Source organism: Spirochaetae bacterium HGW-Spirochaetae-1 (genome assembly GCA_002839375.1).
In the GTDB taxonomy this organism is placed as follows: domain Bacteria; phylum Spirochaetota; class UBA4802; order UBA4802; family UBA5550; genus PGXY01.
Genome location: PGXY01000003.1, coordinates 325640 through 349830 on the forward strand (window position 1 = coordinate 325640; position 24191 = coordinate 349830).

Below are 24191 nucleotides of genomic sequence, written 5' to 3' on the forward strand. Positions count from 1 at the left end.
TATAGAGACAACGGTTCCCTCTATTGACATAGCCTGTGGCCCGTGATAAAATTGTATAGCGATATGCGGTAATAATGCGTCATAACGTTTATGTGCAAGCATCTATATCAGCGATACGGTATGGGAAACTCAGACGGTCGGAAAAAGAACATCTCAAAAAAGAAATCGCTTCCCGATGAGACCAATAATCTCACGGGGATCATCAACGACCTGTCCTTCAGCGGCACCGCTATTCATGACAGGGGAATTATCATTGATGTAAACGATGTTTTTTGCCGCATTACCGGTTACAGCCGTGAAGAACTTATCGGTGCCAGCGGTTTAATCGTTATTCCTCCACGGCATCATGAATTTGTAAAGAATTCAATCACATCAAATAAAAACGATAGGTTCATCACACAACTCCTGCGCAGGGACGGCACTATTATCGATATTGAAGTGCAGAGAAAACCCATTAAGTATCAGGGCAAAATGTTGTCGCTAGTGGAATTCCACGATATCTCGTTAATACAGAAGATAAATGAAGAACTCAGGGAAAGTGAAAATAAATTCAGGCTTCTTTTTGAGAACATGATCGAGGGTGTGGCTCTCCATGAACTGGTTTATGACACTGACGGCATGCCGAAAGACTACCGTATTATTGAAGTCAATCCGGCCTTTGAAGATCATACCGGCATGACCGCAACCCAGGCCCGGGGATCCCTGGCCACGGCTTTTTATGGCACCGGTGAGGCTCCCTATCTTGATGAATATGCCAATGTTGTTAAAAGTAAAACCCCCTTCAGTTTTGAGACCTATTTCACCCCTCAGAAAAAGCATTTTAAAATATCCTCCTTCCCCTTGAGCGCCACACGTTTTGCCACGGTTTTCGAAGATATAACGGACTATAAAACCATCATGGAAAACCTCAGGATCAGCCAGGAACGCCTGAACCTGGCGCTGGAGGCGTCATCGGATGCCATATGGGACTGGGACCTGACTTCCAATACACTCTATTTCAGTCCTCAATGGTTCACCATGCTGGGCTATGAAGCCGACGAATATGAGACTTCCTATGACACCTGGAAGAGTCTCCTGCATCCCGATGATGTTTCCCAGGCCGAGGAGGAAGTGCATAAAACAATTTCCTCACGCAACTTACCCTACAACATTGAGTTCCGCATGAAAACAAAAGACAACCAATGGAAATGGATACTGGACCGGGGCAAGGTGGTTGAATATGACGAGAATGGCACTCCCCTGCGCTTTATCGGCACCCACACGGACCTCACGGAAATAAAAAGAGTCGAAGAGGAGAAGGCCCTCGTTGAACGGCAGCTCTTCCAGGCCCAGAAAATGGAAGCCATCGGCACACTGGCCGGGGGTCTGGCCCACGACTTCAACAATGTGCTGGGGGCCATGAAGGGCAGCCTGGATATCATGGAAACCTATCTCGGAAAGGAAAGTCTCAACAACGCCGACAAAATATTTAAATACCTGGGAACGGCCCAGTCCTCGTCACAGAGGGCGGCGGACATCATCAAAGATCTCATGGCGCTGTCACGCCTGGAAAAAGAACGCCACAATCCCGTTGAAATCAACCTCGCCCTGAAGCACATACTCCAAATCGCCAAAAACAGCTTTCCAAAATCCGTCAACCTTGATTTTCAATTCACTGAAAGCCCGATCTATGTCATGGGAGACCCGACCCAACTGGAGCAGGTGTTCCTGAATCTCTGCGTAAATGCCTCCCATGCCATGACATTAATGCGGCCCGAAAATGACAGGGAGGGAGGTAACCTTAATATCAGTATCGATATACTCCACGCCGACGATGATTTCATACGAAATCATCCAGCTGCCCGGGCCGGAGAAACCTACACGGAGATAACAGTTTCCGACTCCGGTGTGGGTATAAATGATGATGATAAAAAAAGGATTTTCGAGCCCTTCTTCACCACCAAGGACAAGGACCAGGGAACCGGTCTCGGTCTGTCCATGGTATACAACATCGTCACATCCCATGATGGATTCCTGGGAGTATACTCCGAATCGGGACAGGGAACATCAATAAAGGTTTATCTCCCCCGGTTTACTGCCGACGATTCAGTCCTCAGACCGGCCAAAGAGACCAGGATATTCAGCGGAACCGGGAACATCCTGGTCATTGATGACGAGGAAAATATTCTGTCCGTGGCGCAGGAATTCCTTTCACAGTTCGGCTACACCACGATCCTGGCCCCGGGCCCACTGGAGGGACTGGATATCTACCGCAGAGATCATAGCGGCATCGACGCCGTAATCCTGGACCTGTCAATGCCGGTTATGTCGGGATATGATGTCTTCCTGGAATTGAGGAAGATCAATCCCCATGTTAAAGTCCTTTTATCCTCAGGTTTTTCCCACGACACCAGGGTAGGAAAACTGCTAAAAGAAGGGGCCACAGGATTCATCGCCAAGCCCTATTCCCGATCCATGCTGTCAGAAAAAATCAAAGACGTCCTGAAATAAAAAAAGGCCGCCCGTTATGGACAGCCTTTTTTTTCTATTTCAGGTAAAACCTGTCAGCACACTTTAAAAGTTCCTATTTCCTTATCGCCTTCAACAACGTGAACGGCACAGGCGATACAGGGATCGAATGACCTGACGACCCTCGCAGCCTCAATAGGATTGTTATTGTCGGCAATGGGAGTGCCCATCAATGCTTCCTCAACCGGTCCCTTTACGCCCCGGTCATCACGGGGTCCGCAGAACCAGGTTGTGGGAACAACACACTGATAGTTCTCGATCTTTTTGCCTTTAACAACGATCCAGTGTCCAAGAGCTCCCCTGGGTGCCTCGGTGATACCCTCACCTTCGCCCACATCGGGAATGTCATAGGTCGATCTGGGCGCTCCGCCTTTTTCCAGTTCATCGAGCCAGCCATAGGCCTGCTTGGCGATAAGCTTACACTCGATCAGACGTGAAGCGTGACGACCCAGCACTGAGAAGGCAGCGGGAACGTCGGCATGAAAAATCTTCAGAACCGCATCGAGCTCATTTTTAACAGCTTTGTTCCCTGAAAGATAGGCAACGGCAACACGCGCAAGCGGACCCACTTCCATGGGAGCTTCGTTATATCTCGGAGCCTTGAGCCATGTATAGGCGCCGCCCTTCCTGGGATCGGGATTTGTCTCTCCCTTGAGAGGATGAAGATTGGACCCGGAATTATAGCGGGAGTATTTGACCTGCTCCCTTATTTTTGCCGAATCAAATTTTTCCAGCTTGGCGCCGCCGTAAACGACACCCTGCTCGAACATGTATTCCTTGCGGTCTTCGTCCTTGTCGAACACACCGTAGGAAAGGAAGTTGCTGTATTTACCAAGAGTAAAGTATTCCGGGAATGTTTTAGCCACGGCGATGATGTGGTCGGTATATGTTGTGTTAACAAACTTTTCCACTTCCTTCAGGAGCTTTTTGTACTCCCTGATATTGGAAGACGTGGGAACCTGGGTAACACCGCCGGGAACGAGCCCGATAGCGTGGGGAACGCGTCCACCGAAGAGGGTTACCATCTTGTGAGCCTTCATCCTGATATCCAGGGCCTTTACGTAGCCGGCTATCGCGCTGATGTTGGTTTCCACATCCTTGATATAGAATCCGCCGCCGTCAAGTCCACCGTATCTGGGGAGGAAGGGGCCGACCGTGGATATGGCATCAACCCTGCCCTTCTTCACCTGAAGCTCGTTCTTTGCCCACTCCTTCAGTTTGACAAGACCGGCATCGGAGCCCTTGTACTGAAGAATTGCCGTAATGTCGACGAAGTCCAGAGCGGCAAGATGATAGAAATGCAGTATATGAGACTGCAGATAGTTCGCCGCCAGAATAAGATTCCTGAGAATCCGTCCGTTTTTGTTCGGTTTGATTCCGAAGGCGTCATCGAGACATTTGCTGGACGCCAGACCGTGGGAAATGGGACAGACACCACAAATCCTCTGGGTAATCTGGTTGGCATCAACGGGGTTTCTTCCCTTAAGAATCATCTCAAAGCCACGGAACATGTCACCCCGGCTCTTTGCATCAACAACCTTTCCATTTTGTACATCCAGTTCTATGGAGAGATGACCTTCTATCCTGGTAATGGGATCAAGCAATACTTTAGCCATTGATGACACCTCCATCTTTCAATTTGAGTATTGTATCTCGAACTTCCTGGTGTTCGATTTTATTAATTTCATCGAGGCTCGCGCTGAGATGTTTATAAATGCCGCGTTTGCCGTAATCGGGGAAGACGTTTTCAGTACAGCCGATACATCCGGCGCCGCTCTGGGTGCATGAATTAGTTCCATCCAACCATTTCCTGGTGGGGATATCACATCCCGAATCCATACCGAGGCAGCCCAGGTTGTAAAGGCATCCCTCATCACCCCAATGCTTCGCGAATCTTCCCATCTTGTAGTAGCTGAGACGCTCGCACTGCTCGTGTACTGTTTTTCCGTAATACATGAGAGGCCTGTTCTGCTCGTCCAGGGCAGGAATGCCCTTCAGAAGCACGTGCAGCAGTGTTCCCACGATCCAGTCCGGATGGGGAGGACAGCCGCCGATATTGATGATGGTTTTATCCGGGAGAATTTCCGCCAGGGCTTTTGCGCCTGTGGGATTATCTCCCGTGGCCCTGATCTCGGCGCCGGGTATGCCGCCGCCCGTGGCGCAGGTTCCCACGGCAACGACCGCGATGGCGTTTTTGCCCAGTTCCTCGACCCATGTGCGGGCACCCACGGGTCGTCCGTTAAGTTCGCCCACAGTGCAATATGATTCGTCCTTCGTCGGTATTGATCCCTCGACGATAAGAACGAAATCCTTTCTGTTCTTCTTAACCGCTTCTTCAAGAACATTGATGGCCACATCTCCCGTGGCCCCCATCAGTGTCTGGTGATAATTAAGACTGATATATTCAGTAATCACCGAAACGATATCAGGGTTTACCTTATTCAATAATGATACAGAACATCCTGAACACGACTGAGCCTGTATCCAGATGACAGGTGTTCTGGCCGAGGCTTTTTCTATGGCCTTTTTACATCCCTGCAGAATGACACCGGGAAATGCAAAAGCTGCTGTTGTGCCGCCCATGATTTTCAGGAAATCCCGCCTGTTTAATGACATAAAATCCTCCTTTTTTAATGAGTTGCCGCTTCAAGAATCAGCTCGACAACCCGTGGTATAGATTTCTTTACAGAATCACTGGTACCTATCTCCAGCGTTTGTATATCTTCGGGCACGATCCCTATTATCTCGATGACCGGATCGTCTCCCATTAGTTGCAGGTGTCTGATGAGCTCCTTGACCCCCACTTCATGCAATGAAAACTTTTCTTTTGACTGCGCCAGATGTTCGGGAGTAAATCGGTAAACACTGCCCGGGACATCATCAACTTTCAGCGCATCAACGATGATTATTTTTTTTCTGCCTTTCATGATGGGCACCAGATCATAGCCGGCTGTTCCACCATCAACAATTTCCACGTACCGGGGAACCGTTGTTCCGGTTTCGTTCATGTAATTCACGACATGAACACCCACGCCGTCATCCTTTTGAAGGAGATTGCCGATTCCCAGTACAAGTACATCACACAATACAGTTTGCATATCCCGTGTTGCCATTAATGACATTCAAAACACTGCTGCGGACCGTCCTTCTTTGCGATATGACAGTCAACGCAGAGGCCATGCATGGTTTCATAGCCGTTATCGCCCTTATGACAGACTGCACACTGCTTTATCCTGTCGGCATTGGCATTCTTGTGATGGCAGTCAATACATTTCATGCCCATATCCTCGTGGGTCTTATGGGAGAAGGTAACGACGCCGAGCTGGCTCTTCATGGGAGAAATACCATCAGCAGCTACGGCAAATTTTGTGGTTTTGGTAATGGTCACCATGTTAGGATATTTCCCCCCCGCATCCCAGGGGTCCAGGCTGCAGGCCGTACTTATAAGTATGAGTATAGCGGTTATGGCCGCCGGTACACGACGATGAAGTCTCACGGTTCTCCTCCATTTATTTTTTTTGCGGTTATCCGCATTTTATGTGCAAGAGTGGTGCTACGAAATCACCAATGATACCAATAGTGTTTTTGGATTTTGCGGGCAAATAGACGGGATTATGTTAAATAACGAAAATTGAATATTCATATACCGGACATTGTTTTTGTCAATCTTTTTGCGAGAAAATCCTAAATTTAAGAACATCTAAATCAATCCAGTAATACTTCAATCCTTTTTTATTATTTTTTGTAATTTTTTGTAATTTTTGTCACAAGAAGACAGACATTGCGTATTTATTCCCTGTCTGCATGTACTGCCTGAATATCCAGACTCCAGCAACAGTATACGACACGCCATGGCTTATTTCCAAAAAAAAAATAAGGTGGGAGAAAAATGTTTTTCCAGGCCGGTGGTCCAGTCAGTGCGCCTCCTCCCAGTTGTTTCCCCATCCCGTGTCCACCACGATGGGTACCTGAAGATCCAGTGCGTGCTCCATCTTGTCCACCACGATGGATTCCACCTCGACCTTCTCGTCTTCGTGGACCTCGAAAACCAGTTCATCGTGAACCTGCATGATCATGCGGGACCTTAGCCCCTTCTTATTGAACTCTCCTGCGATGTTAATCATGGCAATCTTTATCATATCGGCTGATGTTCCCTGGATAGGGGTATTGATCGCAACCCTCTCGGCCCCCTCACGCCTGAAGACCGTGTCGGACCCTATATCGGGGATGAGCCTTTTTCGTCCAAGAAGGGTTTTCACATATCCATGCTCCCTGGCGAAGGCGATTGTGTCGTCCATGTATTTTCTGAAACCGGGATAGGTTTCAAAATATCGCCGTATGAATTCGGCCGCCTCCTTAAAGTCTATCTCGGCCTGCTGTGAAAGACCATAAGGAGATACGCCGTAGATGGTGGCGAAATTGACAACCTTGGCCTTCCTGCGCATGTCGGGAGTCACGGCGTCTATTGCGCATCCGAAGACCGACGAGGCAGTCAGGCTGTGAATATCAATGCCCTCCTTGAAGGCCCTGATCATATTTTCATCCATGGAAAGGTGGGCTGCCAGCCGCAGTTCTATCTGCGAATAATCGGCCGCCAGCATGACGAAGCCCGGTTCAGCCGTGAATCCCTTGCGAATATTCTTGCCGAAATCATCGCGCACCGGTATATTCTGCAGATTGGGGTCCGACGAGGAAAGTCGTCCCGTGGCCACAACGGTCTGGTTGTACGATGTGTGTATCCTGCCGGTTTTCGGGTTTATAAGCTTCGGCAGAGTGTCGATATAGGTGCTCTTGAGTTTACTCAGGGTCCGGTACGCGATCAGGTTATCGACAATGGCGTGATGGCCCCGAAGAGACTCCAGGACAGTTATATCCGTTGAAAAGCCCGTCTTGGTCTTTTTCACGGGCTTGAGCCCCAGCTTCTCGAAAAGTATGGCCGCCAGCTCGCGCGTTGAATTAATATTGAAGGTCTGGCCCGCTTCATGGTAGATATTCTCTTCAACCTCGGCAAGCATGGCATCGTTCTTCCTGGCTAGACCGGAAAAATATTCCGCATCGATTTTCACGCCCGCCTGTTCCATGTCGGCAAGAATGGTTACCAGCTTCATCTCCACGTCGAAAAAAAGACTCTCCAGTTTTTCTTCAGCAAGCTGCCCGCTGAACAGCTTATAGAGACGGTATGTGATATCGGCATCCTCAATTGCATATTCGGCCAGCCTGTCCAGGGGAACCTCCCATACCGGCACGGCATTTTTCCCTGTTCCCGTGAGCTCCTTGAAGGTTATCGTCCGGTAATTGAGATGATGCTCTGCCATGTCGTCAAGATTATGCCGGCGCTCCGTGGGATTGAGAAGATAGGAGGCCACCATGGTATCGAACCAGACCCCCTTGAGCTCAATACCGTTATTTCTGAAAACGATGAGATCATACTTGATATTCTGGCCTATTTTTTTTATCGTCTCATCCTCCAGGAGGGGTTTCAGAAGTTTGATGGACAGGACCGGATCGGGATACTCTTCACTGAAAAGTCCCCGGCTCTGCATGGGAACATACCAGCCGGCACGTTCCTCTACCGAAAAGGACATGCCCACCAGTTCGGCCTCAACGGGTGATATGGAGGTGGTCTCCGTATCGACGGAGACCTCCCGGGCCTTCTCTATGGCAGAAACAAGGTCCCTGAGATCGGCCTCGCTGCGGACAATACGGTAATCCTTTTTCCCCGTAGTGGCATTGGCGGCAGGTTTTATCTCATCACTGCCGAAAAAATCACGGATGATACCGTTCATCTCCATGGAGCCGAAATATTCCCTGGCCTTATCGGACCGGATATCGGGAAGAGCATGGCTGTCCAGTTCCCCCGGTATCTCAACATCGCGCCTGATGGTAACCAGGTCCCTGCTCAGGAAGGCCATGTCATGGTCGTGAACGAGTTGCTCCTTCACCTTCCCTTTCAGGTCATCGATGTGCGCATAGATGTTTTCCAGTGTGCCATATTCAGTTATGAGCTTCAGGGCCGTCTTCTCGCCGATCCCCTTAACGCCGGGAATATTGTCCGATGAATCACCCGTGAGGGCCATATAGTCGATGACCTGGCCAGGACGTATCCCCAGTTTTTCCTCCACGGCCTTTTCATCGTAAATTTCATATTCGGTTATGCCCTTTTTATTGGCATAGATGAGCACATTCTCCCTCACGAGCTGGTAGGCATCCTTGTCACCCGTGACTAGAACAACCTCAGTTTCGCCCCGGGCGTACTTTTCCACGATGGTCCCCAGAATGTCATCGGCCTCGTAATCGGGATGCTCCAGCGTTTCTATCCCCATGACCGCCACCATGTCCTTTATCTCGCCGATCTGGCTGCGCAGGTCGTCGGGCATCTTCTCACGATTGGCCTTGTATTCGGCATACATACCGAACCTGAAGGATTTTTTCGGTGGATCAAAGGCAACGACTATATAGTCGGGCTTCTGTTCATCCATCAGTTTATACAGCATGCGGGCAAAGCCGAAAATGGCCGATACATTCTGGCCCCGGGAATTTGTCAGTGGGTTTTTCAGGAAGGCGAAGTAAGCCCGGTAACACAGGGCATGGCCGTCGATAACAAAGAGTCTTTTCTTCACGGGTATTCTCCTCAGCAAATTAAAAAAAAGCAGTGTGGTTTACTTTATGATTTTGTCCAGCTTTTCGCCGAGTTCATCGATCTTTTTCTTAAGATCATTGAATTCATCCTTTGATACAAAACCCAGCTTGCCGGAAAAATCCTTCAGATTCTGTTTCGCTTTTTCCACTTCCTCATCCAGTTTCGTTTTCATGGTTTCTTTCTTCTGCTGGATCTTCTCCTCGAATTCCTTGTACCGTTCATCACGCTTCTGCTTGAAATCATCGGCCTTTTGTTCGATCTCCTCACCGGCCGAAAACAACAATATGGCGATATCCTTTAAAAAATTTCCCATAATTACCTCCCCTTTTATAGTATCAATATATATGATCCCATGTTTATTAAAAGTTACAGCATGACCTATTGTACAACAACCATATGACGATTTCAATTCAATAATATCCATGCAGAAACTCAAGGTGAAGTGCGATGCGGGCTTTATAAAACACGCCTACAACCTGACCCTCATCGGAGAGTCAAACGGGCTATCAGTTCGCCGTGATGCGGATATCGGGCCAGCAGGAATTCCCTGTCACCCAGTTCAAAATCGCTGAAATCAAAACCGGGCATCACGGAGCACCCCATCAACGCGTATCCGCTTTCGTCCACAACTTCCGCTGCGAACCAGGTATTCTTTCGTATGACAACCTGGAATGATTCCTCTTCGGTCATGCAGCCACCCAGGCGGTGGGCGGCATATACACCCTTTTCATCAATGCAGTGGACAACCAGCGGGGAACCGCTGTAGAAATGCCATATCTCATCGGATTTGAGGCGGTGAAAATGGGAATATTCCGCTGACGGCAGAAGAAAATAAATGGAGGTGCCGAAGGCCCGGCTCCCGGAATAGCGAGACGGGAGAGCCTCACCGGCAATGGTTTCATCGGAGCGGTATATCTCCCGGTAGTATCCCCCTTCGGGGTGCCTCACCAGACCGAGATTTTCGACAATATCCCGCCATTCCATCTCATCGCCTATATATTCCTTGTCTGTTTCAGCCTGTTCAGCTCGCTGATCTTGCCGATGAGTATCTCATCGGTTTTTGCCAGTCTCTGGGCCAGCATGTGGACCATCTTCGCCGCGAATACGGGATTCTTCAGAAGAAGGGCCTTGAGCTGTTCTTCGTTGTCTATTTTCAGCAGTTTAATATTCCCCAGGGCCGTTGCCGTGGCACTCCTGGGCTTGCTGGTAAAAAGCGATATCTCGCCGAAAAAATCGTTCTTTTTAAGGATAGCCACGACGATGCGTTCGCTTCCATTGGTCAGTGTTATTTCCACTTCACCTTCCAGAATGATATACATGGCCCTGTCCTGCCTGCCCGCTTCGATTATCCTCTCGGAACGCTGGTAGTACGCAATATTGCTTGCCATGACCCCTCCCAATACATCATTGATCTATGGCAGTATCCACAGGAAATTCCTTTTGGCAAGCAAATAGCACGGAATGATGAAAATTTTTTGCGGTCGGAGTTTTTACCGGAATTCCTCATGATGATCCGTGAAAGAACCAGCGAAACATCAAGGGTATTCAATTTATAAAAGGAACAAAGTTCAAGAAAAATTATAATATCTGAATTGTATGATTATTAATTGTATCACATAAATCGTTTACACCGAATACATAGAAAAACCGGAGATATTAAAAAAATCTTTCATAACGCACCTCCCCCGTTCGTGTAATAATATGGACGCATAACAATGATAAATACACCGGAGGACACCCATGCTATCCCAGGCAGTTTCACTGGCCCTGCAGGGCATTGACGCACAGATAATCGAGATCGAGGTGGATATCATCAAGGGGCTCCCCAATTTCACCATAGTGGGGCTTCCCGATTCCACCATCAGGGAATCAAAAGACCGCATCCGATCCGCCGTGGAAAACAGCGGCTATACCTTTCCTCCCCACAACTTCGTGGTAAACCTGGCCCCGGCCGGTTTTAAAAAACAGGGAGCCAACTTCGATCTTCCCGTTGCCGTTTCCATCCTGAAGGCAACGGGCCAGATCGAAATGGCCAATGAGATGATCCCCATGGTGGGTGAACTTTCCCTGGATGGACGCGTCAAGCCTGTTCGGGGCGTCATATCCATGGCCATTACCCTGTACCGTAAGGGATTCCGTTCCTTCATTGTGCCCTACGAGAACCGCCATGAGGCAGCGGCCCTGAAGGAAGTAAGCATATATCCCGTAAAAAGCATACATGAAACACTGGAAGTGCTTAACGGCGCCCACGAGCCTTTTATCAGCGATTCCCCTTCGCCAAGAATGCCGGTCACCATTGATTTCGCCCATGTGCGGGGTCAGGAGACGGCGAAGCGGGCCATGGAGATTGCTGCCGCCGGACACCACAATATCCTCCTGTATGGGGCCCCGGGTTCAGGCAAGACCATGCTGGCGCGCCGCATTATATCCATCCTCCCGGAACTTTCCCGCGATCAGGCCATCGAGACTACCATGATTCATTCCGCCGGGGGAAAACTCACGGGAGAATCGGGCATCATCACCACGCCCCCCTTCTGCGCTCCTCACCACACATCCTCTGACGTGGCCCTCGTGGGCGGCGGACATATTCCCTCCGTGGGTGCCGTGTCCCTGTCCCATAACGGCGTGCTCTTCCTGGACGAGCTGGTGGAATTCAAGCACCACGTTATTCAGGCCCTGCGGCAGCCCCTGGAGGATTATGAAATCACCGTGGCCAGGGCCCATGGGTCATTCACCTTCCCGGCCGACTTTATGCTTATCGCTGCCAGCAATCCCTGCAGTTGCGGTTTTCTTTTCGATAAGGAAAACCGCTGCTCATGCACCCCCCTGCGGATAAAAAACCACTTCCAGAAAATCGCCGGTCCCATTCTGGACCGCATCGATCTGGAGGTACTGGTAAACAGGGTGGACTATAAAAGCCTTATGGAAAAAGGAAACTGTGAAAGCTCGGAGCGTATTCGGGAGAGAGTGGATAGAGCCCGGGGCATACAGGCCCACCGATTTAAAGGAAACGCCACGCGGTATAATTCGCGCATGACCACCGAAGAAACCAGGGAACACTGCCGACTCGATACGGATTCTGAAAAAATACTTGAGCAGGCCCTGAAGTCACTGCGGCTCACGGCGCGCACATATTACAAAATTCTGAAAATCAGCAGAACCATTGCCGACCTCCATGAATGCCCCGTAATAGAAAAAAGCCATGTTCTCGAGGCCCTTTCCTATAAAAATCTTCAACGGAACTATGAGCACTACTAAAAAAGACATTCTACTGTTGCATAATTGCTACACTGTCCATTAATTCCACACTTTCTATAACAAAAACGCTCTCACCTTCCAACAAAAACAAGCATTATGTCTCATTAAAACATTAATATTAAAAATAAAACAGTCTATGCGTATTAATTCTTTGTTTTTAGTAACCATTTTTCATGCTTTAACTATTTATTTACAAAAAATTAACTCAATCTTTATCTTTACAAGCAAAGAAATAGCATTTGGCACAGAACATGCATATTATATCTCCTATACAACTTATTCTGAAAAAATTTATTTCCAAATATACGGAGGAATACCATGAATCAGAGAAATTCCATGAATCAGGCTTACATCAGAATTGGCGAGGAGACCCTGAACCTTGCTCAGTTCATCACAAAAGTGAAAAATTATGATGTTGAGCTGACCAGAGGAGAAATTCTGTCAGTCATCAGGACTGCCCAGGAATTAAGCCCAGCTGATGTTTCTCAAATTCTCAACACTGTCAAGCAGACCTACCACGTCAACATGTCGCTCTAAAAAGCGTTCAGTTTAAACCGCTAAAACATAAAGGACACAGGTGTTCACAGGAATCAATATCCACGTGAAGCACTTGTGTCCATGTCTGCATCCATCCTAACCTGAAACACTGATCCAGAATCAGGCCCGGAACAAAATCAATTGCAGGGCATAGTCATGCACCGCCGGACTTTTTATCCGAGGTCGACACTGCAGTGTGCAAAAATTTCAGGCTTTAATACAGCGTACGGAGTGACCCGGGGATATTTCCCGCAGGACAACAGCATCGCTGAGGCATTCTTCTGTCCTCAGGTGACAACGGGGATAAAACACGCAGCCCTGGGGAATCGATGAAATGGTGGGAACAATACCCGGTATGGTCCTGAGGCGGTCCCTGGTTTCCCCGACACGGGGAATCGCCTCGAAAAGCCCCCTGGTATAGGGGTGCCCGGGGTTGGAGAAAATATCCCCGGTTTTCCCTGTCTCGACAATTTCCCCGGCGTACATAATGGCAATATTGTCGGCGATATTAGCTACAATCCCCAGGTCATGAGTGATCAGCAGGAGAGACATGTTCTTTTTCTGCTGAATTTCAAGAAGGAGGTCCAGGATCTGGGCCTGGATGGTTACGTCCAGGGCCGTGGTAGGCTCATCGGCAATGAGCACCGATGGTGAGGCCGAGAGGGCCATGGCTATCATTACCCGCTGCCGCATGCCGCCGGAAAATTCATGGGGATAGGAGTCAAAACGCTTTTCCGCATTGGGGATCCCCACGAGACCCAGCATTTCAATAGTCAGGTCTCTGGCATCTTTCTTCGCCGCACCGGAATGAAGCATGATACTTTCCGATATCTGAAAGCCTATGGAAAAAACAGGATTGAGCGAGGTCATGGGCTCCTGGAAGATCATGGCGATGTCCTTACCCCGTATGGATCTCACCTCTTCACTGGTCATAGCGACGATATTTCTTCCGCCGTAGATGACTTCTCCCGAAATAATTTCGCCCGGCGGGCTCACAAGCCGCAGGATAGAAAAAGCCGTGACTGACTTTCCACAGCCCGATTCACCCACCAGCCCCAGGGTTTCACCCCGGGCCAGGGAAAAGGATACATCGCGCACGGCCATGACTTCCCTTTCGGAAAGATGAAAGGTCACGCCCAGGTTCCGCACCTGTAGTAATGTATCGATGGCATTTGACATGAAATTCAGGTAATATTCCTGCTGGTCCTGGTCACTTCAAATCCCTCCTTTTCAAGGGATTCCTGCAGGGAATCGATATCTGCATCCCCGGTAAGACATTTATACAGCATGGCATTCTTATATGCAAGCACTTCCGCTTTTCGCACAAATACCACCTCGAGTTTTCCCTGATCGACCTGTTCCGCCCTTTTTTCACTGGTCACGGCAAAGACGATCTTTGCTATCCCGTTCTTTTTGAGCTCGCTGATAAACGTGGTCAGTTCACTGTATACTTTCTGTCCGGCCATTTCATACCCTTCTTATTATTTAGGAACATTCCTTCCCTTGACACGAAGTTCCTGTCCATTGAAATCCATCACATAATACTGGCTGTTCTGCTGATATTTTTCCGCAACCCTGAAACCGCCGCATCCGGCATTGACATAACTGATATTGTCAATTTTACATTCAAAATAACGTTCATTGTCGCCGGAAATAACGGCCTTTACAGGATAGGTCCTGAACAGTCCATGCAATTCCGGACACAGAGGTGCATGCTCCCCGCCCTGCCTGGCCTTTTTCACCAGAAAGTCATGGGTCAGCACAATGATTGCCGCTGTCCTCCGGTTTACTTTCAAATCCCCTTTCAGCCAGTCCAGTACATCGGCGTTAACGGGTGAATCACCTTTCCCCCGTGTTTCCATTACGATAAAATGCGTTGTCCCGTAATTAAAGGAGTAGAAGGCCTTCCTTCCTGTCCGCTGCTCATACACGGTATGAGTATTATTATAGAGATCCATCTCACCGGGGATAGTATAGAGAATCGAATCAAGGCGCCCCATCACGGCAAGGAACCTGTCGAACTGCCGGTTAAGATCCGTTTCACGTATTCCCATCCAGTCATTCCCGCCGTGAATCATATCGCCGGTGTGAACAAGAAAAAGGGGATTTTCACGGTTGATTGACTGAATTGTCCTGACCAGGACATCATCGGACCATTTATAGGGAGAATCAGGATAGGTATTCCCCGTGACGGCAAATCGAAAGGAATCCGGCGCCGGTAGTATCCGGCCCATGGTGCATCGTACTGCTCCCAATACCGGCAGGACCAAAAGTATGCATGCGACGCAATGCCGCAGTGACAGGATAAATCCCTTCCCTGATTTCATAAACAGAAAATTAATCCGGCGTTCACGATCCCTTTTACAACCTCAGAAAATCCGTGGGATGCGCCTGGCAGATTTCCTTCACACTTCCCCGTACGCGTTTCAGCACGGACTCATCCTCCATGTTCTCGCATATGTCGGCGATAAGGGTTCCGATCTTTTTAAAATCGTCCTCTTTCAGACCGCGTGTCGTAAGAGCCGGGCTGCCGAGACGGATACCGCTGGTGACAAAAGGCGATTTATCGTCGAAGGGAACTCCGTTTTTATTGCAGGTAATGCCGGCCTCGTCGAGACGGTTAGCGGCATCCTTGCCCGTGATGTTTTTATTTCGCAGATCCACGAGCATGAGATGATTGTCCGTTCCACCCGAGGTGATGTTGAATCCCCGGGACATGAGCGATTCAGCCAGGACCGCCGCATTCTTTATTACCTGTTTCTGGTAGTCTTTAAACGAAGGCTCCAGCGCTTCCTTGAATGCCACGGCCTTTGCTGCGATACTGTGCATCTGGGGCCCGCCCTGTGTTCCAGGGAAGAGGAATTTGTTGACATCCTTCTCGTACTCTTCCTTTGCAAGAATGACGCCGCCCCGGGGACCGCGAAGGGTCTTGTGGGTGGTCATGGTGACAAAATCGGCCAGGGGAACCGGCGATGGATGAAGACCCGCAGCCACGAGGCCCGCTATATGGGCGATATCCACCATGAGCTTGGCACCAACCTCGCGGGCTATTTCACTGAATTTCTCAAAATCAATTATGCGGGGATATGCCGATGCCCCGGCTATGATCAGTTTCGGTTTATGTTCACGGGCGACCCGGGCCACCTCATCATAATCGATGAGATTGGTGTCGCGGGTAACGCCGTATGATACCACGTTAAAATAGAGGCCCGAGAAATTAACAGGTGAACCGTGGGAAAGATGGCCTCCATGGGAGAGGTTCATCCCCATGTAGGTATCGCCGGGTTTTACCAGCGACATCATGACCGACATATTTGCCTGAGCCCCGCTGTGGGGCTGAACATTGGCATAGTCGGCGCCGAAAAGCTTTTTGATTCTTTCAATGGCCAGGCTTTCCACCTCATCAACGTGGCGGCAACCGTTATAATAACGCTTTCCGGGATACCCCTCGGCATATTTATTTGTCATGGTCGATGACGATGCCTCGAGAACGGCCCGGGAAACATAATTCTCCGAGGCTATGAGAATAAGGCTCTCCTCCTGACGTTTATTTTCATCCTGCAGGATGCGGTACACATCGGAGTCCGTCTGTTTCAGGGAATAATCCTTGTTCATATATGTTCCTCCATTACGATAAATTTCTGGACAGTCAACCCGGGATCAGCCCTGCAAAAAGGCCCGGTTGCGGTTTTTGGAAAGGTTCGATTCCACCATGATGAAATTACGCCATATGTCAATAGAAAATCTCGACGAAAGGAAAATTTCAAACGCAATCCGCCTTAGTTCCGGGTAATTGAAGCCTTTGCCACACCGGTAAGCCCCCCCCGAATTATTCAGAAAAGTCCCCGGCATGTGCTTTCGCCGCCCCCATGGGGGCTCAGAATGTTTTTATTTATGGTCACCGAATATATTAACCCCCTTTGGAGGTGGTGACTGATGGTATGAACCTGAAAAAGTACATACACCGGGGGCCGGGAATACTATAATTGAGAAAAATAACTGGACATAAATGTCATCCAGCCTTTTTATTTGCAGGTATATACCCATGGAGAAAAACAATGCAATTTAAGGAAAAGCTTCCCCTGTACCTTCTGGCCGAAATTACATCGATTCTGAGAGCGGAAAACGGGTGCGCCTGGGACCGGGAGCAGACCAGCCAGTCCCTGAAACCCTACCTCATAGAGGAGTCCTATGAACTCTATGATGCAATTGAGTCAGGCGATGCAGACCATATACGCGAGGAACTTGGTGACCTCCTCTACCAGATTTATGCCCACGCCCAGATAGCCATGGAAGAAAGCCGCTTCACCATCGATGATGTGGCATCGGACATCTCCCGTAAACTGATCCGCCGGCACCCCCACGTTTTCGGAAACGAAGAAGCACGTACATCGGGTGAGGTCATGGAGCAGTGGGAAAAAATAAAAAAGGTGGAAAAGTCTCACCGGGAATCCATTCTTGACGGCGTTCCCAAACACCTGCCGGCCCTGTTGAAGGCCTACCGCATCCAGCAGAAGGCATCGCGTATCGGTTTTGACTGGGAAAAGATCGATGATGTCTTCAAAAAAATCTACGAGGAAATAGACGAGTTCAAAGAAGCCCTGGAGAAAAAGGACATGCACAACATGACCGAGGAGGCCGGGGACCTGCTTTTCAGCATTGTCAACGTGCTTCGCTTCGTGAAAATAAATCCCGAAGAGGCCCTGCAGAAAACCGTGAACAAATTTATCACACGGTTCAGGCACATCGAGAAGCGCACCGGAGAAATGGGCAGGGCCATGGAAGACATGACCCTGAAGGAACTCGACGAACTCTGGGATGAGGCGAAAAGACAGTAATTATGCTTTACAACAAAAAGATAGTGCCCCAGTATTCACTTTGCGAATCGTCAGCTCCGATTCCATGCACTGCGCTTGAAAATATCGAACATAAACATGTTATTCCTGAAGAAGAGGTTATCCCGCTGTGAAAAAAAACAAGGAATTCAATTTTGATCTGAAACAGATCCGCTCATTTCTTGAAATTATCCAGGAAAACAGTTTCACCAAGGCCTCACGGAAACTGAAGATCGGCCAGGCCACTATCAGCCATCACATCAACCTGCTGGAAGAAATGCTGGGCGTTGTACTCATGGAGCGGAGCAGCAAGACTTTTTCCGTCACTCCCGAGGGTAAAATATTCAAGAAATTCGCCGAATCCCTGTTCAGCGATGTTGAAAATCTCAAGCGCGATATGTCCAGGGGAGGCTTCGGCGGCGTGACAAAAATCGCCGCCAGCACCATATCTTCCACCTATATTCTTCCTGATGTAGTGGCCTCATTAAAAAAAGAGGACCCGGAACTCTATTTCTCCATCGAGGCAGCCGACAGCCGCGAGGCCATTGAAATGATAAAGGAAGGAAAAGTTGAACTGGGCATCGTGGGTAAAATGCTCAAGCATCCGTCGTTGAATTACTATCACATCTTCAGTGATGAAATCGTGCTTATCGGCGGGAAAAACTCCCCGGCAAGCATATCACTGCAGGAACTTCCCCATATGCCCCTGATTCAGCGTGAAAATGGTTCGGGCACCAGGGACGCCGCGGAGAAGTGTCTCAACGGGCACGATATTGCCCCGTCAGACCTTTCGGTAGTGTACGAATGTTCCACGTCGGAGGGAGTAAAGGAAGCGGTGATTTCCGGAATCGGCATCGCCTTCATCTCACGACTGGCCATTCAGCGTGAACTCCAGCTGAAATCACTGCGGATAATCGGGCTCAACGGCATAACCATCAACCGGGACTTTTACGCCGTCCATGTAAAAAATCGTCATCTCACCGAGGCTGGACGAAAACTGCTCGGTGAGCTGAAGAAGCTGAAATAGCCGCAGCTGTTTATGAAAAAATCCCCGATTTTTTAAGACTGTCGGATATTTCCTTCATATCCGCTTCGCTCATAGTGCCGCCGCCGAAACGTGTTGCATAGAGCCGGTCCCTGATTTTATCCAGCTCATCACCGGGAACCTTCAGCTTTTTCACCGCCGGTGAGAGTCCGGCTGCATGTCCTAATATCCTGTCCACGGTTTTAAAAAAAAGATCACTGTCCTTTTTGAAAAGGGACGCGGACAGGTCTCTCTCCAGCGATTTCAATACGTCGGACTCCTGTTCCGGCTTCTCTTCTTTTATCGTTTCGCCGCGGGAAATGATACGGTACCGGCGCCTCTCCCATATAACAATACCCGTAATGGAACCGACAACGAGAAGAACAATGATGGCTATATACAGGGGATTGAAATCCACGGAACCCGAAGAGTCGGTGTCAAATCCCATGTGGGGACCGCTCTTTCCTCCGCCTTTCACCTCAAGGAGAATATCCCCGGTCTTCAGAGTATGATACGATTTATCGGCGGGATTGAAATAGGGAAAAATAAATCTCCCGGCATTAACCGATCCTTCCCTTTCCGGTATGACCGTGACAGTGAAGGTCACCTTCCCTTTCAGCGTATCTCCCGATACGGAGATATCCTTCTCCCCTTCTTCCACAAGAACACGCACATCCCTGTCGCCGCCCTCATGCAGGGGTTTGGCCACAAGGTACAGGCTGCCCTCGCCTTCAATAGTAATCGTTGCCCGCTTCTCATTGAAGGCTTTCAGGGTTTCCCTGTCGTAATCAAGCTTCATGGTGAAGGTGCCCACGTTTCCCGGGAAATCAGCGGGCTTCCCCTTTTCAGGCAGGGGAAGGACCTCCAGTGAACCCGTATCAAAAATAATCCGCTTTCTGTCCATCATGCCGAAGAACCCGTCTCTTCTTTCAGCGCTCATGATGACCGAACCGCCTCCCGTTTCAAGTGAACCCGTCTGGGTGGGAATCAGCGCGAAGGTGTACAGGTGCGACCGGATCAGCTCATTGCCGTCCCGGGAGGCCATATCATCGCCGCGATTTTCCTCGATCCTGTTGACCATAAAGCCCCGGGCCTCGGGCTGTTTTTCAATGGCTTCGATGTTGATACTGCCGCCGCCCGATGTCAGCAGGTAATATCGCACCAGGACCGGCTCGCCGAGATATACCTTCTTCTTTGACAGAACGACTTCGGGCATAACCGTTCCTCCACCGCCGCTCGTCGTCCTTCCCGAGGCATTTTTCACAATGAGAGACACTTCCCTTGATTTGATAAATGCGCCATCCTGTTCAAAAACCAGGGGTGGTATTTTATAGGACCCTTTTTTTTCACCGGTAACAGTATAGGTCAGCGACACCCCCTGCCAGGTTTTACCGTTGATAAACTGAAAGCTCCGCTGCATACCCGAATAAGTGATATCAAGGCCGGAAACCCGGGGCACCTGCACCTGCTTCATGTCTCCTGTTCCGGAAGTGATACGGATAGTCAGCGTGGTACTCTCACCCACTTCGATGGCAGACTTGGCAAGGTCCGTTTCTGCCGTTTTTACCTGGGCCTCCGCCACGGCAGCGCACAGGAATATAACAAAAAACATGCTACCAGTTTTTTTCAAGATGTCGCTGATCATCATTGCTCCCCTTCTGTCTCTGTACCGGTTTTTTCTGCATGGACTCGAGCATGTTCCTGATCTGCTCCTTATTCATACGCTGCCCCGCCTTCTGTGAATCATTTTTTTTATCCTGATTTTTGTCCTGATTCTTTTTATCCTGATCTTTCTCATTTTTGTCATTCTTATTTTTCTGGTCGTTGCCGTCGCCGGACTTTTTATCCTGCTTATCCTGTTTATCTTTTTCCTTTTTCTTCAGCATGTATTCGATATTCTTCTTGGCTTTTTCATAACGAGGATCGATCTTCAGGGCATTGATATAGGCGTCAACGGCTTCCCGGTTGTTTCCCATCTTCAGGTAGGTATTGCCCATGTTCAGGAAGGCCTTCTTCTGCACATCGGGATCATCGGACTGCAGGGCCTTTTTATAGTTGGCCAGGGCGCTCTCCATATCGCCCGACATGTAATCGGCATTACCTTTGTTAAAGGCCAGCTTCTTTTTATCCGATTCTCCCGGGGCATAATTTTCAGCTTCCCGGTATTCCTTCCCGGCCTCGGCATATTTCTTTTCATGAAAGAGGCTGTTACCCCGGTCCACCCTGTCACGATAGGGATCGAGCCAGGCCGCTGTCTGGAGCACAAGCAGGCAGAGAATAATGAGTTTTAATTTTCGGTGATATATCATGGCTTTCTTTTCATCTTCATTAGTATACGCCGCAGACGCTCCTTCATTCGCCCCTTCGAACGACCCGATATTTTTCTTTCCGGAAGCATGAGTTCCACGGATAAAAGCGCGAGAAGAAGGGCCGCTACAATTGCAAAGCGTTCTTTCCGTTCTTTTATAATACGGGAACCATAGGCATTGCGCTGCTGGTCCTCGATGATCTCAAGAATAAAGCGGAGATCGGAAAAACCGCCCGTGATGTCCAGGTATGCACCGCCCGTGGCCCCGGCCAGTTGCTTCAGCAGGTCCGCATTCTTACTTGAGCGGATGAGTTTCCCTTCCGTATCCCGGAGATACACCTCGCCGGAGCCCTCGCTCGATTCGCCGGGTATATACTCCCCTTCAGCGCGTCCTACCCCCACAGTGTACACTGACACGCCCAGTTCCTTGAAGGCCTTCATGGCCGGTATGACCGCACCCTCGTTGTCCTCACCGTCGGTTATGACAACAAGTATCTTCGACGTGAGACGCTTTTTCTGGAATACGCGGTATGCCTCTCGGAACATCCTGCCCATATCGGTCCCCTGGAGCCGTATGGATTCAGGCCCGGCCGCGTCCAGGAACATCATGAAGGCTCCCGTATCATTTGTGAGAGGACACTGGAGAAAGGCGTCGCCGGCAAAGACAATGAGACCCACACGGTCTCCCTTCAGGGAGCCGACGATCCACTTGACGGCATCCTTCGCGCGATCAAGACGGCTGGGTTTCACGTCCCTGGCAGTCATGGAACGGCTCACATCGAGAGCGATGAGAACGTCGGAGCCCTCGCTGTTAACCTCGCGAATCTTTTCCCCCCACTGGGGCCTCAGAAGCAGAATAACACATAACAGGACTGATGTGATGATGATGCCCGTCTTTATACGCGATATGACCTTTGATCCGCGGACAAATCCAGCAGCGGCCCGGCCGCGGCCAGTCAGGATCCCCATGGCTCTTCTTTTCCAGAACAGGTAGAGCCCATAAACGACCAGGACGAGAAAGGCCACAAGGGCGATATATATGACGTATGCCATGTTGCCGAATGTGATCATGGTATTTTCCTGTAATATGCCGAACGCATCAGTATCTCAACGAAAAAGAGTGAAACGGCAAGAATGAGAAAAATCTCGAACTTGTCATAGAACTCATGGTATATCTTCAGGTCCACTTCGCTTTTTTCCAGCATGTTGATCTCTTTCATGTTATCCCAGAAAACCCCGCTGGACGTGGCGCGGTAGAATTTGCCTCCCGTAAGAGACGATGCCTGCTCCAGCATGGCCGGGTCGAAGTGGTTCACCAGGTAGCGCTTGCCGAAGAATCCCCCGGGATTAGGATAGGAGACGCGCCCCTCGCTGCCGATTCCCACGCTGTATATCTTTATCCCCAGATCTTTGCACGTTTCTGCAGCAGTCTCGGGATCGATGGTGCCCCGGTTATTCATCCCGTCAGTTATAAGGAGAATAATGCGGCTTTTGGCCTTGCTGTCCATCATTCTCGACGCGGCCAGGGCCAGGGCGTCTCCAATGGCAGTCCCGTCCACGCTTACGGAGTCGAAATCGATCTCATCGGCCAGGTCCGTGAGCATATCGTGTTCGGCTGTCAGGGGACATTGCAGATAGGCCTCCCCGGCGAAAATAACCATGCCGATGCGGTCGCTTTCGCGTTTTTTAATGAAATCCCTGACCACGTCCTTGGCTACGGCAAGGCGGTTCTTGGGCTGAAAATCCTCACCGGCCATGGACCCGGAAACATCGAGGACCACCATTATATCGATACCCAGGTTTTTTATGCTGGAATAATGTATCCCCTGTCCGGGCCTCGCCAGAGCGATGATGAGAAAAAGGATCGCCAGGAAACGCAGAGCCGGGACGTACCGGTAGGTGCGCACACGAAAGGTCTTTCTCTTATCGATTATTTTTTCCGAGGAAACAGCAATAACCGAATCATGCCCGTAGACACGGCCGTAGAGGTACCAGAAAATCATGAGGGCATAGGGAACCAGGAGCAGCAGCGCATAGGGATGTTTGAATTCAAGTTGCCACATGTCCAGCAACCTCCCGTAAATTCCTGGCAAGCCCCATGGTTTTTTCATGACTCTCCAGGAGCACATCTTCCGAGGGGGTGAATTCTGCAAACTTGGAGAGGTCCCAGAGACCAAAACGCAGCATTATTTCATCATGATACGCTTTCGTATTAAAACGCCGTGAAATCTTTTTCAACGTATCGTCTATCTCGGCCGAGGTCATTTCTGTGGCGTCGAAATGGAAGAGCCTGGACAGGTAGCGGCGGAAGATCATGCTGACTCCCACGATGTATTCCTCCACCTTTCCGTTTACAATAAGTGCCCTGCCGCCCAGATCATCCATCTCTTTCAAAAAGGCCTCGAGGGGATCAACCTCGGGCACAATGGCTTGGGCTGCCTCTCTCCTTTTTTTCAGGTAGCGGTATCCCCACAGGGCGAGAAGCGTGACGATGACGGCGGCGGCAATGAGAATGATGAGGCGGTAGTAATTGCCTCCCAGGGCCAGGGGCGGCTCTATTTCCTGGAGCTGCGCTTCACTGTTCAGGGCGGATATTTCCACGGAGGGAATCTTATATCCTACTTTTATTTTATCCTTTCCGGAAATCTCGATTTCCGGCAGAGCGAAGGTTCCCGGGCGGTAGTAGGACAGCCGCATAACAACGGCAATATAGGTCATCTCTTTATCGGAGCTGTCCTCCTTTTTGGCGGAATGAATGACATAGAGAGGAACGTGCCGCGCGGGATCATCCTCATCCTGTTCTTCACCGGTCTTCTTTTTTCCTTTTCCAGCGGCGGGGTTTTCATCGGGATAGAATTCCTTTTTCTCCGGCAGGAGGATATCAACGCCCTTCATCTCTTTTCCGGCGATGGTGACCCGGTACTCCAGGATGTCACCCACGGTACCCTTCTCAGGCTTCACCGCGGCGTTTATTTTCAGGAACTCATCATCGCCGGTCTTTTCTCCAGATAAAAGAGACACTGTACAGAAAATGATACCGATAATTGCAAACAGACTATATTTCCAGGCCTTAGTCATCAC

General features: G+C 49.7%; 23 protein-coding genes. 5 read left to right on the forward strand and 18 right to left on the reverse strand.

Annotated features, from left to right (window positions below; translation table 11 throughout):
- Window positions 1–90: 90 nt before the first annotated feature.
- Complete coding sequence (locus CVV44_06060) at window positions 91–2490, forward strand: hypothetical protein (protein ID PKL39784.1); 2400 nt, start codon at window positions 91–93, stop codon at window positions 2488–2490.
- Window positions 2491–2543: 53 nt separating this feature from the next.
- Here the strand turns inward: CVV44_06060 and CVV44_06065 are convergent, their stop codons facing one another.
- From CVV44_06065 to CVV44_06100, 8 genes are all read right to left on the reverse strand, one after another.
- Window positions 2544–4124 (reverse strand): nickel-dependent hydrogenase large subunit, encoded by a 1581-nt coding sequence (locus CVV44_06065; GenBank protein ID PKL39785.1) that lies wholly within the window; start codon window positions 4122–4124, stop codon window positions 2544–2546.
- Complete coding sequence (locus CVV44_06070; GenBank protein PKL39786.1) at window positions 4117–5124, reverse strand: iron hydrogenase; 1008 nt, start codon at window positions 5122–5124, stop codon at window positions 4117–4119. The genes CVV44_06065 and CVV44_06070 overlap by 8 nt, the downstream gene beginning before the upstream one ends.
- 14 nt (window positions 5125–5138) lie before the next feature.
- Complete coding sequence (locus CVV44_06075) at window positions 5139–5630, reverse strand: hydrogenase HupD (protein ID PKL39787.1); 492 nt, start codon at window positions 5628–5630, stop codon at window positions 5139–5141.
- Window positions 5621–5899, reverse strand: coding sequence for a hypothetical protein (locus CVV44_06080; protein PKL40130.1), 279 nt, complete (start codon window positions 5897–5899; stop codon window positions 5621–5623). Before CVV44_06080 ends, CVV44_06075 begins: the two co-directional genes overlap by 10 nt.
- 523 nt (window positions 5900–6422) lie before the next feature.
- A complete protein-coding gene (locus CVV44_06085; protein PKL39788.1) occupies window positions 6423–9128 on the reverse strand; it encodes a DNA polymerase I in 2706 nt (901 codons plus the stop codon).
- Between the two features lie 39 nt (window positions 9129–9167).
- Window positions 9168–9461, reverse strand: a complete 294-nt coding sequence (locus CVV44_06090; GenBank protein ID PKL39789.1) for a hypothetical protein — start codon at window positions 9459–9461, stop codon at window positions 9168–9170.
- A gap of 170 nt (window positions 9462–9631) precedes the next feature.
- Window positions 9632–10132, reverse strand: coding sequence for a hypothetical protein (locus CVV44_06095; GenBank protein PKL39790.1), 501 nt, complete (start codon window positions 10130–10132; stop codon window positions 9632–9634).
- An 8-nt stretch (window positions 10133–10140) separates the two neighbouring features.
- Window positions 10141–10536 carry a cyclic nucleotide-binding protein gene (locus CVV44_06100; protein PKL39791.1) on the reverse strand — a complete coding sequence of 132 codons (396 nt, stop codon included), beginning with the start codon at window positions 10534–10536 and terminating at the stop codon, window positions 10141–10143.
- A gap of 352 nt (window positions 10537–10888) precedes the next feature.
- On the opposite strand from CVV44_06100, the gene CVV44_06105 reads away from it, so the two are divergent.
- Window positions 10889–12406 carry a hypothetical protein gene (locus CVV44_06105; protein PKL39792.1) on the forward strand — a complete coding sequence of 506 codons (1518 nt, stop codon included), beginning with the start codon at window positions 10889–10891 and terminating at the stop codon, window positions 12404–12406.
- A 318-nt stretch (window positions 12407–12724) separates the two neighbouring features.
- Window positions 12725–12943, forward strand: a complete 219-nt coding sequence (locus CVV44_06110; GenBank protein ID PKL39793.1) for a hypothetical protein — start codon at window positions 12725–12727, stop codon at window positions 12941–12943.
- A gap of 207 nt (window positions 12944–13150) precedes the next feature.
- Here the strand turns inward: CVV44_06110 and CVV44_06115 are convergent, their stop codons facing one another.
- From CVV44_06115 to CVV44_06135, 5 genes are read right to left on the reverse strand one after another with little or no spacing between them, the layout of a single operon-like run.
- Window positions 13151–14122 carry a peptide ABC transporter ATP-binding protein gene (locus CVV44_06115; protein ID PKL39794.1) on the reverse strand — a complete coding sequence of 324 codons (972 nt, stop codon included), beginning with the start codon at window positions 14120–14122 and terminating at the stop codon, window positions 13151–13153.
- 5 nt (window positions 14123–14127) lie between these two features.
- Window positions 14128–14409: a hypothetical protein gene (locus CVV44_06120; GenBank protein ID PKL39795.1), complete on the reverse strand. Its 282-nt coding sequence runs from the start codon at window positions 14407–14409 to the stop codon at window positions 14128–14130.
- 15 nt (window positions 14410–14424) lie between these two features.
- Window positions 14425–15270: a hypothetical protein gene (locus CVV44_06125; protein ID PKL39796.1), complete on the reverse strand. Its 846-nt coding sequence runs from the start codon at window positions 15268–15270 to the stop codon at window positions 14425–14427.
- Between the two features lie 34 nt (window positions 15271–15304).
- On the reverse strand, window positions 15305–16558 hold the full coding sequence (locus CVV44_06130) for a serine hydroxymethyltransferase (GenBank protein ID PKL39797.1): 1254 nt from the start codon (window positions 16556–16558) through the stop codon (window positions 15305–15307).
- Window positions 16559–16603: 45 nt separating this feature from the next.
- Window positions 16604–16795 carry a hypothetical protein gene (locus CVV44_06135; GenBank protein ID PKL39798.1) on the reverse strand — a complete coding sequence of 64 codons (192 nt, stop codon included), beginning with the start codon at window positions 16793–16795 and terminating at the stop codon, window positions 16604–16606.
- A gap of 206 nt (window positions 16796–17001) precedes the next feature.
- Between CVV44_06135 and CVV44_06140 the strand changes: the two genes are divergently transcribed.
- A complete protein-coding gene (locus tag CVV44_06140) occupies window positions 17002–17781 on the forward strand; it encodes a nucleoside triphosphate pyrophosphohydrolase (protein ID PKL39799.1) in 780 nt (259 codons plus the stop codon).
- 127 nt (window positions 17782–17908) lie between these two features.
- Entirely contained in the window at window positions 17909–18805 is an 897-nt protein-coding gene (locus CVV44_06145; GenBank protein PKL39800.1) for a hypothetical protein, read from the forward strand.
- Between the two features lie 10 nt (window positions 18806–18815).
- Here CVV44_06145 and CVV44_06150 read toward each other — a convergent pair whose 3' ends face one another.
- The 5 genes from CVV44_06150 to CVV44_06170 are packed head-to-tail and all read right to left on the reverse strand — an operon-like array spanning window position 18816 to window position 24188.
- The gene (locus CVV44_06150) at window positions 18816–20450 is read right to left on the reverse strand and encodes a hypothetical protein (GenBank protein ID PKL39801.1); all 1635 of its coding nucleotides are present in this window, start codon (window positions 20448–20450) and stop codon (window positions 18816–18818) included.
- Window positions 20416–21111 (reverse strand): hypothetical protein, encoded by a 696-nt coding sequence (locus CVV44_06155; GenBank protein ID PKL39802.1) that lies wholly within the window; start codon window positions 21109–21111, stop codon window positions 20416–20418. The genes CVV44_06150 and CVV44_06155 overlap by 35 nt, the downstream gene beginning before the upstream one ends.
- Complete coding sequence (locus CVV44_06160; GenBank protein ID PKL39803.1) at window positions 21108–22181, reverse strand: hypothetical protein; 1074 nt, start codon at window positions 22179–22181, stop codon at window positions 21108–21110. The genes CVV44_06155 and CVV44_06160 overlap by 4 nt, the downstream gene beginning before the upstream one ends.
- On the reverse strand, window positions 22178–23239 hold the full coding sequence (locus CVV44_06165; protein PKL39804.1) for an aerotolerance regulator BatA: 1062 nt from the start codon (window positions 23237–23239) through the stop codon (window positions 22178–22180). Before CVV44_06165 ends, CVV44_06160 begins: the two co-directional genes overlap by 4 nt.
- Window positions 23160–24188 carry a hypothetical protein gene (locus tag CVV44_06170; GenBank protein PKL39805.1) on the reverse strand — a complete coding sequence of 343 codons (1029 nt, stop codon included), beginning with the start codon at window positions 24186–24188 and terminating at the stop codon, window positions 23160–23162. The genes CVV44_06165 and CVV44_06170 overlap by 80 nt, the downstream gene beginning before the upstream one ends.
- Between the last annotated feature and the right edge of the window lie 3 nt (window positions 24189–24191).